Source organism: Rhizobium sp. TAL182 (assembly GCF_002117725.1).
GTDB classification, from domain to species: domain Bacteria; phylum Pseudomonadota; class Alphaproteobacteria; order Rhizobiales; family Rhizobiaceae; genus Rhizobium; species Rhizobium esperanzae.
The window spans coordinates 2,484,340-2,496,874 of the sequence record NZ_CP021024.1 but is presented as its reverse complement, the minus strand read 5'-3'; the positions used below and the strand labels follow the sequence as shown (position 1 = coordinate 2,496,874).

The 12,535-nt window shown below is 61.6% G+C and carries 12 protein-coding genes; 9 read left to right on the top strand and 3 right to left on the bottom strand.

Translation table 11 applies throughout. The annotated features are described in order from the left end of the window. Positions 1 to 262 precede the first annotated feature (262 nt). Positions 263 to 1,114, top strand: coding sequence for an AraC family transcriptional regulator (locus Tal182_RS12575; RefSeq protein ID WP_085859624.1), 852 nt, complete (start codon positions 263 to 265; stop codon positions 1,112 to 1,114). Positions 1,115 to 1,166: 52 nt separating this feature from the next. Here Tal182_RS12575 and Tal182_RS12570 read toward each other — a convergent pair whose 3' ends face one another. The 3 genes from Tal182_RS12570 to Tal182_RS12560 form a co-directional block, all read right to left on the bottom strand. Then, complete coding sequence (locus Tal182_RS12570) at positions 1,167 to 1,793, bottom strand: glutathione S-transferase family protein (protein WP_064802942.1); 627 nt, start codon at positions 1,791 to 1,793, stop codon at positions 1,167 to 1,169. 88 nt (positions 1,794 to 1,881) lie between these two features. After that, complete coding sequence (locus Tal182_RS12565) at positions 1,882 to 2,328, bottom strand: GNAT family N-acetyltransferase (RefSeq protein WP_085859623.1); 447 nt, start codon at positions 2,326 to 2,328, stop codon at positions 1,882 to 1,884. Positions 2,329 to 2,398: 70 nt separating this feature from the next. Next, a complete protein-coding gene (locus Tal182_RS12560; RefSeq protein ID WP_020921416.1) occupies positions 2,399 to 3,610 on the bottom strand; it encodes an NADP-dependent isocitrate dehydrogenase in 1,212 nt (403 codons plus the stop codon). Between the two features lie 191 nt (positions 3,611 to 3,801). On the opposite strand from Tal182_RS12560, the gene Tal182_RS12555 reads away from it, so the two are divergent. The 8 genes from Tal182_RS12555 (at position 3,802) to ttcA (ending at position 12,510) form a co-directional block, all read left to right on the top strand. Continuing rightward, a complete protein-coding gene (locus tag Tal182_RS12555) occupies positions 3,802 to 4,344 on the top strand; it encodes a hypothetical protein (RefSeq protein WP_085859622.1) in 543 nt (180 codons plus the stop codon). A gap of 95 nt (positions 4,345 to 4,439) precedes the next feature. Further along, on the top strand, positions 4,440 to 6,479 hold the full coding sequence (locus Tal182_RS12550) for an FUSC family protein (RefSeq protein WP_085859621.1): 2,040 nt from the start codon (positions 4,440 to 4,442) through the stop codon (positions 6,477 to 6,479). 4 nt (positions 6,480 to 6,483) lie between these two features. Further along, positions 6,484 to 7,314, top strand: a complete 831-nt coding sequence (locus Tal182_RS12545) for an RNA methyltransferase (protein ID WP_011425575.1) — start codon at positions 6,484 to 6,486, stop codon at positions 7,312 to 7,314. Next, positions 7,295 to 8,152: a glutamate racemase gene (murI, locus tag Tal182_RS12540; protein ID WP_085859620.1), complete on the top strand. Its 858-nt coding sequence runs from the start codon at positions 7,295 to 7,297 to the stop codon at positions 8,150 to 8,152. The genes Tal182_RS12545 and murI overlap by 20 nt, the downstream gene beginning before the upstream one ends. 71 nt (positions 8,153 to 8,223) lie before the next feature. After that, positions 8,224 to 9,735, top strand: coding sequence for an ATP-binding protein (locus Tal182_RS12535; protein ID WP_085859619.1), 1,512 nt, complete (start codon positions 8,224 to 8,226; stop codon positions 9,733 to 9,735). 224 nt (positions 9,736 to 9,959) lie between these two features. Continuing rightward, the gene (rpsD, locus tag Tal182_RS12530) at positions 9,960 to 10,577 is read left to right on the top strand and encodes a 30S ribosomal protein S4 (RefSeq protein WP_011425572.1); all 618 of its coding nucleotides are present in this window, start codon (positions 9,960 to 9,962) and stop codon (positions 10,575 to 10,577) included. Positions 10,578 to 10,649: 72 nt separating this feature from the next. After that, on the top strand, positions 10,650 to 11,579 hold the full coding sequence (locus tag Tal182_RS12525; RefSeq protein WP_085859618.1) for a glutaminase: 930 nt from the start codon (positions 10,650 to 10,652) through the stop codon (positions 11,577 to 11,579). 58 nt (positions 11,580 to 11,637) lie between these two features. After that, positions 11,638 to 12,510: a tRNA 2-thiocytidine(32) synthetase TtcA gene (ttcA, locus tag Tal182_RS12520; protein WP_085859617.1), complete on the top strand. Its 873-nt coding sequence runs from the start codon at positions 11,638 to 11,640 to the stop codon at positions 12,508 to 12,510. Positions 12,511 to 12,535 lie beyond the last annotated feature (25 nt).

The following is a 12,535-nucleotide window of genomic DNA, read 5'->3' as shown; positions in this document are numbered from 1 at the left end:
TTTGCGATAGCGTGCATTTTCTCAGGGTTCTGATTTAATCCTCAAGTCACTTGCTCAGAGCGACCAACATTATGAATATCAACCATTCCCTGCGAAAGCTGCCAGTTGGGTAGGGAAAGTCAACCTAGCGATCAGCAATTTCCTAGCCCTCGCTTAGCGGGTGATGGCGTAGCGTTGGCGCTCCGGAGCGCCCGCAAGTCCGCAGGATTTATCAAATCGGGCTATGCTTTGTTGCAGCCGATCGATTTGCATGAGGTTTGACATGAATGGCGAAACGGCATGGGCACTCTATGAAAGCCGTCTGAGACGGGTTTCTGCCTATATTCACGACCACCTCGACGAGGAGCTGGATATGGAGCGCCTGGCTGAGATCGCCTGCCTGTCGAGCTATCACTGGCACAGGATCTACCGGGCGATTTATGGCGAGACGCTGGCGGCCACCGTCAAGCGGCTGAGGCTGCATCGCGCGGCGGGCGAGATCGTCGGCACGGAGCTTGCCGTCAGTGAGATTGCGAAACGATCAGGCTATCCCAATCTCCAATCCTTCAATCGCATTTTCAAGTCGGTCTACGGCATGCCGCCGGCCCGCTATCGAAAAGAGGGAAGCCACACAGCCTTTAAACCCTCACCTAACGGAAAGACCCAAATCATGTTCGACGTTACCATACGTGAGATCGCACCAACCGAGCTGATCGGCGTCGCCCATACCGGCTCTTATATGCAGATCGGCAAAGCCTTCGAGACATTGTTCGGTACACTTTACGCCCGCGGCCTCGCCAGGCCCGACATGAGGATAATCGGCGTCTATCTCGACGATCCCGATATCGTGCCGCCCGAACAGTTGCGCTCGATCGCCTGTGTAACCGGCTCCGCCGACGTTCCGGCCGAAGCGCCGTTCGAGAGACGCAGGATCGACGGCGGCACCTATGCCGTGCTGCGTCACAAAGGTCCCTATGCCGACATGCACAAGGCTTATCAGTGGCTTTATGCGGAATGGCTGCCCAAATCAGGACGGCAGTTGAAGGACAGCGTTATGTTCGAGGAATATCTCAACAACCCACGCGACGTGCCGCCAACCGAGCTGCCGACAGAAATCCACATGCCGCTTGCCTGAGCTCGCGCGAGGACGCGGCGGAGTTGCCGCGTCGTCGATCGTGCCTGAACGCTCAGGCGGCCTGCATCGTCTTGCCGGCCTCGTCGTCCAGTGCATTGGCGCGCTTATAGGCGTCACGCTCGCTGACGCGGCCGAAGTAATCGACGAACGCCTGGCGTTTTTCGATGGAACCGAAGCCGAGGCCCCAGCCGATATGCGCGCCGACATAGACGTCGGCGGCGGTGAAGCGCTCGCCGGTAACATAAGTCGAGCCGGAAACGGCCATTTCGAGCGTGTTCATGACGTCGCCGAAACCGCCGCAGCCGGCCATGCGCAGGCGCTCCGTCGGAATTTCGAAACCGAGCGCCTTCATCGTCACCGCCGATTCCAGTGGACCGGCAGCAAAGAACATCCAGCGGTAATAGCTGGCGCGCTCCTCCGGTCTTGGGGCCAGACCCTTTTCCGGGAAGGTCTCGGCGAGGTAGGCGCAGATTGCCGCGCATTCGGTGACCACGGTGTTGCCGTGGCGGATTGCCGGCACCTTGCCCATCGGATTGACACGGAGATATTCCGGCGCCTTCATGCTTTCACCGAAGGTCAGGAGTTCGGTGCGGTAGGGCTGGCCGATCTCCTCCAGCATCCAGCGCGCGATGCGGCCGCGCGACATCGGGTTTGTGTAGAATACCAGTTCTTCGGCCATGACATTCCTCCTCCTGTTGTCGTGCTGGTCAGGCATTGCCGTCGCCCGGAATCAAAAGCGCGGTGGGGTCTTTGTGCAAGTCCGATCGTCAGAGAGCTTTGCGATACTGGATGAAGCCTGAGCGTTCGGCGATCCGGTCGTACAGCCGCCGCGCCGTTGCATTCGTTTCGTGCGTCATCCAGTAGAGCCGGCCTGCGCCGTTTGCGCGCGCAAGAGCGGCGACCGCATCGATCAGTGCGGCACCGGTGCCGAGGCAGCGCTGGCTATCGGCGACATAGAGATCCTGCAGATAGCAGGTCCATTGCGGCAGCCAGCAGGAGCGGTGAAAAATCGCATGCACGATGCCGACGAGGCGGCCGTCTTCATCAAAGGCGCCGAGCGCGTGCATCGGTTCGTCAGGATCGTGGAAGCGGGCCCAGGTGAGATCCGTGGTTTCGGCAGGGATGACCACCTCGTAGAAGCGCTGATACGCCTTCCATAGTGGCTCCCAAGCGGTACGATCAGAGGGGTCGAGCGGGCGCACGGACGCCGTCATCTGCGGTTCTCCCAAAATGAAAACGGCGGGGAAATCCCCGCCGTTTCAATGCTATCCCGAAACGGCTGGCTTACGCCATCGCCTTCTGCAGGTTCTGGTCGATCTTGTCGAGGAAAGCGGTGGTCGAGAGCCACGGCTGATCGGGGCCGATTAGAAGCGCCAGGTCCTTGGTCATGAAGCCGGATTCGACGGTGTCGACGCAGACCTTTTCCAGCGTCGAGGCGAACTTGGCGAGTTCGGCATTGTCGTCGAGCTTGGCGCGGTGAGCGAGGCCGCGGGTCCAGGCGAAGATCGATGCGATCGAGTTCGTCGAGGTTTCCTGGCCCTTCTGATGCTGGCGGTAGTGGCGGGTAACCGTGCCGTGGGCGGCTTCGGCTTCGACCGTCTTACCATCAGGCGTCAGCAGAACCGAGGTCATCAGGCCGAGCGAGCCGAAACCTTGGGCGACGGTATCGGACTGGACGTCGCCGTCGTAGTTCTTGCAGGCCCAGACGTACCCGCCGGACCACTTCAGGGCCGAGGCGACCATGTCGTCGATCAGACGGTGTTCGTAGGTGATGCCGGCTTCCTTGAACTGATCCTTGAATTCGGTCTCGTAGACTTCCTCGAAGATGTCCTTGAAGCGGCCGTCATAGGCCTTGAGGATGGTGTTCTTGGTCGACAGGTAAACCGGCCACTTGCGCATCAGTCCGTACATCATCGAGGCGCGGGCGAATTCGCGGATCGATTCATCGAGATTGTACATGGCCATGGCAACGCCGGCGCCCGGCGCGTTGAAGACTTCCTTCTCGATGACGGTGCCGTCTTCACCGACGAACTTGATCGTCAGCTTGCCCTTGCCGGGGAACTTGAAGTCGGTGGCGCGGTACTGGTCGCCGAAAGCGTGACGGCCGACGACGATCGGCTGCGTCCAGCCCGGGACAAGGCGCGGCACGTTGCGGCAAATGATCGGCTCGCGGAAGATGACGCCGCCGAGGATGTTGCGGATCGTGCCGTTCGGGCTCTTCCACATTTCCTTGAGGTTGAATTCCTTGACGCGGGCTTCATCCGGCGTGATCGTCGCGCACTTGATGCCGACGCCGTATTTCTTGATGGCGTTGGCGGCGTCGACCGTGACCTGGTCGTTGGTGGCGTCGCGATTTTCGACCGAGAGGTCGTAATAGTCGATGTCGAGGTCGAGATACGGATGGATCAGCTTATCCTTGATGAGCTGCCAGATGATGCGCGTCATTTCATCGCCGTCGAGATCGGCGACGGGATTGGCGACCTTGATCTTCTTCATGTATCTGCCTCGTTAAGCTTGGAAGGGGATATTGTCCCGGCTGGGTGTTTAATCCGGAGCGCTATAGCATTGTGAGCCGGGAACGCAAAGCTGCAACGGGCAGGGACATCACGTTTTTGCCGCCATTGCCAAGTGGCGGAAATTGGCTAACCTCCGCGGCATAAGCCCGCCCGAGTCCCGGACATTTTGCCATGAAGAAGATCGCCGTTCTGTTCGCCGGCCTTATTGCCGCCGTGTCTGTCGCACCTAGGCTTTTGCTTGCAGCCGATGCGACCGAGCCGGTCAAGGAAATCATGAAGGACACGCAGACAAACTGGGCGAGCGACGTCAGTGACTGGATCGATATTTTCGAGGAAAGCGTACTCGGCCGGCTCTACAGCAAGGACTTCGGCGACAAATACAAAGTAGCGGCCCAGAACCCGGCGGCCGACGAGGATGGCATTTCGCCCTTCGACTATGACGTGATCGTCAACGGCCAGGATGCCTGTCCGCTGCAGGACCTTTCCATCGAAAGCGGCCAGCCGGCAAACGGCACGACAGAGGTGACCGTGAAATTCAAGGCGGCGACCTGCATGGAAGGCGCCCCCAACAAGGATGACGTCACGACTGTGCGTTTCGAGGTGATTGAGGAGAACGGCAAATCCGTCATCGACGACATCGTGGTTCAGGGTGAAGAGGGGCAGGGGCCGACCTCGCTCAAGGAAACCATGATGCTGATCGCCAAGGGCCAGTAAGCGGGCGACATCCGATCGTATCGGGGGCGCGCGTCAGCGGTTTGATTTCCGCTCCCGCGGCGGTATCTATCGATGCTTCATGGCATGAGGGGCTCATGCATTTGTTTTCCCGCTTTCAGTTCCGCGACTGGCTGCTTGCCAATGATCCGGCGCTTTCGCGCCTGCGCATGGCCTCGCGGGTGACGCTGACCATTGTCCTCGTATTCCTGATCCTGCTTGCCATAGAGGCTTTCATCTTGCCGCTGCCGACGGCGGCCTTCGGCCTCGGCATCGTACTGTCGATCGAAGGTGGGGTGGCGGTGCGCGACAAGGGTAATGCGCGCCAGCTGGTGACGCGGCTGTTCGGCTGTGCCGTAAGCCTTGTTGTCGTCGCCATTGCCGCAGGGCTCGAGGATCAGCGCGTTCTCTCCGATCTCGTTTTTCTCGTCATCATCCTGCTCGCATCGGCAGGCCGGGTGTTCGGGCCGCGCGGCTTTGCGATCGGCATGTTCGCCTTCACCTCCTATTTCATGGGGGCCTATTTCCAGCCGCCGTTTGCCGAACTGCCTGAGGTGGCGATCGGGCCGGTCGTTTCCGTGCTTGTCGGCCATGTGGTAAGGGCGGTGCTTCTACCTGATGACTGGCGGCGCGATCTGCTGCGCTCGCTCGAAAGTGTCAGCGGGCGGATCAATCAGATCCTCTTCAAGCTCGCTGCCCTTGCCGCCAGTGGCGACATCGGCGATGCCGACCGGCAGGAACTGCGCCAGCTGGAAGACCGGCTGAAGGAAGTGGTGCTGATGGCCGAGACCTTCATCCCGCGCCCATCAGCGGGCGTCTTCGACGGCGCTTCCAATCCCGCTGCAGAGCTGGCGATCCGGCTCTTCGATGCGCATCTTGCCGCCGAAAGCGCTATCGTGCTGAGCTTCCAGAGCCCGCCGCCCTTTGCACTCGTTCACGCGGTGATCGAGGCCGATGCGGCAGAACTCGAAAGATATGAGGGAACGACCGAGGCCATCAAGGATCAGCCGCAGGGCGAAACCATACGGGCGTTACTCTGGCTGGGCGAAGCGCGGCGGCAACTGACCGAGGCGATCAACACGGGACGCGCTTCCGGTTTCTCCGGCATTGATGCGGCCAAGGAAACAGCGCAAGCTCAGGCGATCGATTTTTCGCTGGCCAATCCGCTGCTGCGTTCCGCGCTGCAGATCACGCTCGCCTCGGCGATCGCCATGGGCTTCGGTCTGCTCTTGTCGCGCGAGCGCTGGTTTTGGGCGGTGCTTGCCTCTTTCCTTGTCTTTACCAACACCAATTCGCGCGGCGACACAGCCATGAAAGCTTTATCGCGTTCGCTCGGCACGGTGTTCGGCATCGCCATGGGCCTCGTCCTGGCGACCTTGATTTCGGGCGAGCCTGATATCGCTATCCCGGTTATGGCCATATGCATCTTTCTCGCTTTCTACTTCCTGCAGGTTTCGTACGCGACGATGACCTTCTTCATTTCGATCGTGCTCTGTCTGGTCTACGGCATGACCGGCGTATTGACGCTTGATCTGCTCAAACTGCGCATCGGGGAGACCGTGATCGGCGCGGCGGCCGGAACGGCAGTTGCTTTCGTCGTTTTCCCGGCGCGCACGCGCGGCGCGCTCGATGCTGCGCTCGCCCGTTGGTTCCAGGCGCTGCGCGAGCTACTCGGCTCAATCGGCGAGGGCAAGGGCGGTTTCGAGTTGATCGCACTATCGCAGAAGATCGATGCCTGCTACCGCGACGTGACGGTGGCGGCCCGCCCGCTTGGCTCCTCCTGGTCGGTGGTGACGCGACCCGGCCAGATCCGCCGGACATTGGCGATCTTCCTTTCCTGCACCTATTGGGCGCGCGTCCTGGCGAGGAGCTACGAAGCACCGCCTGCCGGCAGTGATCAGAAGAGGCTGATCGCAGCGGATGTGGCACTGATCGATGACGCGGCGCCGCGCGGTGCGAGCTGTTTCTTTATCGAACGTAAGGCGTCGCGGACGACGGGAAGGCATTTGCCAGTGTCGCGAGAGGGCGCCCGGGTGGGGCTCGAGATGATCGGTTCGGCGCTGGAAAGGCTCTATCCGCAGGCCGACACCTTGCCGTTTGCGTCGGGCGAGGCTATTGCGCGCTCGAAACAGGGATAAGACCATGGCAGGCACGAACAGCGAGCGTCAACTTCTGGCCGAAGGGCCGGCCATCATTCTGGTCGAGCCGCAGATGGGCGAGAATATCGGTATGGTGGCGCGCGCCATGGCGAATTTCGGCCTGGCCGAACTGCGTCTCGTCAATCCGCGCGACGGTTGGCCGAACGAGAAAGCGCAGGCGACGGCCTCCAAGGCGGACCACGTGATCGAGGGCACCAAAGTCTATGACACGTTGGAGCAGGCAATTGCCGATCTCAATTTCGTTTACGCCACGACGGCGCGCAGCCGCGACAACTATAAGCCGGTGCGCTCCCCGGTCTTTGCCGCGCAAACGCTGCGCACAAGGTTTCGGGCGGGCGAAGCAACGGGCATTCTCTTCGGCCGCGAGCGTTGGGGGCTGACCAATGAGGAAGTGGCGCTGGCGGACGAGATCGTGACCTTTCCGGTCAATCCCGCCTTCGCCTCGCTGAATATTGCTCAGGCCGTGCTTCTGATGTCCTATGAATGGATGAAGTCCGGCATGGAAGATCTGGAAGCGGTGCCGTTCCAGGCGCTCGAGCAGCGGCCTTCCACCAAGGAGCAGCTCTTCGGCCTGTTCGACCAGCTGGAAGAAGCACTCGATTCACGCAACTATTTCCATCCGCCCTCGAAAAAGCCGAAAATGGTGGACAACCTTCGCGCAGTTCTCTCCCGCCGGGCCTTCACGGAACAGGAAATCAGCGTGCTGCGCGGCGTCATCTCCTCCCTCGATCGCTTTTCGCGAAACAGTCCGCGCAAAGGCGGTTTCACCAGATCCGGCAAGGAAGCGCCAACCGATGACAGCGCCGACCAATGAGCTGAAATCCGTCCTCGTCTTCGATTCAGGCATAGGCGGGCTGACCGTGCTGCGCGAGGCGCGCGTGCTGATGCCGGAGCGCGGCTTCGTCTATGTCGCCGACGATGCCGGATTCCCTTATGGTGGTTGGGAAGAGCAGGCGCTGAAGGAGCGCATCATCGGGCTCTTCGGCAAGCTGCTTCAGGATTACGATCCCGAAGTCTGCATCATCGCCTGCAACACCGCCTTCACGCTTGTCGGCGCCGACCTGCGCGCGGCCTTTCCCCAAATGACCTTCGTCGGCACCGTGCCGGCGATCAAGCCGGCGGCGGAGCGCACGCGTTCGGGCCTGGTCTCGGTGCTGGCGACGCCGGGTACCGTGAAACGTGCCTATACGCGCGATCTCATCCAGTCCTTTGCACAGCAATGCCACGTACGGCTTGTCGGCTCGGAAAACCTTGCGCGCATGGCCGAAGCCTATATTCGCGGCGACGCGGTTTCCGACGAGGCCGTGCTTGCCGAGATCGACCAGTGCTTCGTCGAGAAAGAAGGGCACAAGACCGATATCGTGGTGCTTGCCTGCACGCACTATCCGTTCATGGCCAATCTCTTCCGCCGTCTTGCGCCCTGGCCGGTCGACTGGCTCGATCCGGCCGAGGCAATCGCGCGGCGCGCCCGCACGCTGGTGCCGCTGGTTGCCGATGCTGTGCATCCGGATAATTTCGACTTTGCAGTCTTCACGTCTGGCAATCCCGATTTTGCCACGCGGCGGCTGATGCAGGGATTCGGCTTGAGGGCACGAGCGGAATTGTCCTGTGGGTTGGCGAAATCCGGTCCTGAAAAACTGCGCATTCTTTGATAGACGGGGCTTTGCCGTTTCGGAAGAATGGCGCTTCATTCATGTGAGTCTCTTCGCCGCGAGGATCAGCATTGCAGGTTGGCATCGATATGGGATTGGCGTCCGGCGCTCCGGCGACACTCGATATCGAGGAGTTGCTGGCGACGCGCCTGCTCGTGCAGGGCAATTCAGGCTCGGGCAAATCGCATCTCCTGCGCCGCCTGCTCGAGCAATCCGCGCAATGGGTGCAACAGGTCATCATCGATCCCGAGGGTGATTTCGTCACCCTTAGCGACAGGTTCGGTCATGTCGTCGTCGACGGCGAGCGCACCGAGGCGGAATTGGCGGGCATCGCCAACCGTATCCGCCAGCATCGCGTCTCCTGCGTGCTGACGCTCGAAGGCCTCGATATCGAGCAGCAGATGCGCGCCGCCGCCGCTTTCCTCAACGGCATGTTCGATGCCGATCGCGAATATTGGTATCCGGTCCTCGTCGTCGTCGACGAGGCGCAGATGTTTGCGCCCTCCGTCGGCGGAGACGTCTCAGAAGATGCACGCAAAATGTCCCTGGGAGCGATGACCAACCTGATGTGCCGCGGCCGCAAGCGCGGGCTTGCGGGGGTGATCGCAACGCAGCGGCTCGCCAAGCTCGCCAAGAACGTCGCGGCCGAAGCCTCGAACTTCCTGATGGGCCGCACCTTCCTCGATATCGATATGGCGCGCGCCGCCGATCTGCTCGGCATGGACCGGCGCCAGGCGGAGATGTTCCGCGATCTCAAGCGCGGCAATTTTGTTGCCCTTGGGCCGGCATTGTCGCGCCGGCCGCTGCCGATCCAGATCGGCGCGGTGGAGACCTCGGCGCGCTCCTCCAGCCCAAAGCTGATGCCGTTGCCGGATGCGCCGCAGGACGTCGAGGACCTGATCTTCACGCCCGACCCGGAAGAGTTCCAGCGCCCGCTCGTGCGCCGCGCGCCGCCGGTGCCGCGACCGACGACCGATATCCTGGCCGAACTCTCGCGCTCGACGCCGGCGGCATCCCCGGCGCCGGTCGAAGCGAGGGCGAGCCAGGCGGAGATCTCGCCCGAGGAGCGGGAGGAGCGCCTTGCCGGCGTGCTCGCCGAAATACTCGACGATCCCGCATCCGCCTTCCGGAGCGATTCCGTGCTTTACCAGGATTTCCTTGTCCGGCTGCGCATGCGCCGCGTGCCGGGGCCGCCGATCGCGCTGCCGGATTTCCGCCGGCGCGTGGCGATCTCGCGCTCCGGCGTCGATGCGGCAACAGCGGCGAGCGATGAGTGGGCGACGGCGCTGTTGCTGTCGGCAGGCGTCACCGATGACCTGCAGGGCGTCTTCCTGATGCTCGCCAAGGCGGCCGTCCGCGGCGAAGCGTGCCCGTCCGACGCGCGCATCGCCCGCGCCTACGGCACGCATTCGGCGCGGCGCGCCCGACGGCTGCTCGGTTATTTCGAGGAACAGGGCATCGTCGTCGTGCATACGGATTTCTCCGGCAAGCGCATCGTGGCGTTCCCCGACATGAATTGTCAGACGGCGCCTGGCGACGCAAACGCGCCGGATACGGGCGATCAGCCTTTGGCGGCGGAATAGCGGCGTTTCTGGCTTTGGCGCAGTTGACATTTTCATGACGGGCCTCTAAAGACCGCGCCAAGCACCGGGCAGTAATGTCCGGTGTTTCATTTGACATGTCCCGTGGATCGTTTCTGTTCGCGTAACCGAAACATCCTGTCAGGTCTCGGCAGAGGTCAGAGGAGGGCGTGTTTCCTTCGCGCGGTTTGGCAACAAGCCGCCATAAACCTTTGAAAGGAAATACGATGAGCAAGCGCGAATCGTCCAAGTACAAAATTGACCGCCGTATGGGCGAAAACATCTGGGGTCGTCCGAAGTCCCCGGTGAACCGCCGCGAATACGGCCCGGGCCAGCACGGCCAGCGCCGCAAGGGCAAGCTTTCGGACTTCGGTGTGCAGCTGCGCGCCAAGCAGAAGCTCAAGGGTTACTACGGTGACCTGCGCGAGAAGCAGTTCCGCGCCATCTTCGCAGAAGCTGCCCGCCGCAAGGGCGACACCTCGGAAAACCTGATCGGTCTGCTGGAATCCCGCCTCGACGCGATCGTCTATCGCGCCAAGTTCGTTCCGACGGTCTTTGCTGCCCGTCAGTTCGTCAACCATGGCCACGTGACCGTCAACGGCGTGCGCGTCAACATCGGTTCCTACCGCTGCAAGGCTGGCGACGTCATCGAAGTTCGCGAGAAGTCGAAGCAGCTGGTGACCGTTCTGGAGGCCGTCAGCCTCGCCGAGCGTGACGTCCCCGACTATATCGAAGTCGATCACAACAAGATGGTTGCTACCTTCGGCCGCGTCCCGACGCTCAGCGACGTTCCGTTCCCTGTTGTCATGGAACCGCATCTGGTCGTCGAATTCTATTCGCGTTAAGAAAACCCAGGCGTTTTCGCATATGGAAAAGCCGCTCTTTAGGGCGGCTTTTTTGTTATCCGGAGAGAGGCGATGGCGGATTTGCAGGCGACCCTCGATAGCATCTACAGCGATATCCTGCCGCGTATCGGCGAGGGCAAGGTCGCCGACTATATTCCCGAGCTTGCCAAGGTGGACCCGCGGCGGTTCGGCATGGCGATCGTCACCGTCGATGGCCAGGTCTTTCGTGTCGGCGATGCCGATATCGCCTTTTCGATCCAGAGCATATCCAAGGTCTTCACGCTGACCTTGGCGCTCGGCAAGGTCGGTGAGGGACTGTGGAAGCGCGTCGGGCGCGAGCCATCGGGATCGGCCTTCAATTCGATCGTGCAACTCGAACACGAGAGCGGCATTCCCCGCAATCCCTTCATCAATGCCGGCGCGATCGCCGTCACCGACGTCGTCATGGCGGGCCATGCGCCGCGCGAGGCGATTGGCGAGCTGCTGCGTTTCGTGCGGTATCTCGCCGACGACGAGTCGATCGCCATTGACGACAAGGTGGCGCGTTCCGAGACGCAGACGGGATACCGCAATGTTGCGCTTGCCAACTTCATGCGTGCCTATCGCAATCTCGACCATCCCGTTGACCACGTGCTCGGAGTCTATTTCCATCAATGCGCGCTCGCGATGAGCTGCGAGCAGCTGGCCCGGGCCGGGCTGTTCCTGGCGGCGCGCGGCAGCAATCCGATGACCGGTCATTCCGTGGTCTCGCCGAAGCGGGCGCGGCGCATCAATGCGCTGATGCTGACCTGCGGCCATTATGACGGCTCGGGCGACTTTGCCTATCATGTCGGTCTGCCCGGCAAGAGCGGCGTCGGCGGCGGCATCTTTGCGGTAGCGCCCGGCATTGCCTCGATCGCGGTCTGGTCGCCGGGGCTGAACAAGGTCGGCAATTCGCAGCTTGGCGCCGTGGCGCTTGAGATGCTTGCGGCCCGCACCGGCTGGTCGGTTTTCGGCGATTGAGGCTGTGTTGCCGGATGAGTTTCTGCTAAGCCAGGCAGACCTTCGATAGGACGGAGCAATGAATATCGCAGCCAACATCGCTGATGATCCGGAAATTGGCGAAATCGACGACGGCGCCGGTCCGGCGCTCTTTGCCGATGCGCCACGTTCGGTTTCCTTCAACAAGCTGCGCAAGCGCCTGCTCAGGCAAGTACGTCAGGCTTTCGATGACTTCGACATGCTGAAGGGGCAGAAGCGCTGGCTTGTCGGCCTTTCCGGCGGCAAGGATTCCTACGGCCTCTTGGCGCTGCTGCTTGATCTGAAATGGCGCGGGCTGCTGCCCGTCGAGATCGTCGCCTGCAATCTCGACCAGGGACAGCCCAACTTTCCAAAGCATGTGCTGCCGGACTATCTGACGAAGATCGGCGTCCGGCATCGGATCGAATATCGCGACACCTATTCGATCGTGAAGGAGAAGGTGCCGGAAGGCGCCACCTATTGCTCGCTCTGTTCGCGGCTGCGGCGCGGCAATCTCTACCGCATCGCGCGGGAGGAGGGCTGCGACGCACTGGTGCTCGGCCATCACCGTGAGGACATTCTCGAAACCTTCTTCATGAATTTCTTCCACGGCGGACGGCTTGCCTCGATGCCGGCAAAGCTTCTGAACGACGAGGGCGACCTGATGGTGCTTCGGCCGCTCGCCTATGCCGCCGAGGACGATCTTGCCAGGTTTGCCGTCGCCATGCAGTTCCCGATCATCCCCTGCGATCTCTGCGGCTCCCAGGACGGGCTGCAGCGCAATGCGATGAAGGACATGCTCGCCGATATCGAACGGCGCATGCCTGGACGCAAGGACACGATGCTGCGAGCGCTTTCGCACGTGAACCCGTCGCATCTGCTCGATCCGAAACTCTTCGACTTTTCCAGCCTTGGTGTCACCGATCCTTCATGAAAGGCCGGCTAAGCAGGCTGGCTCT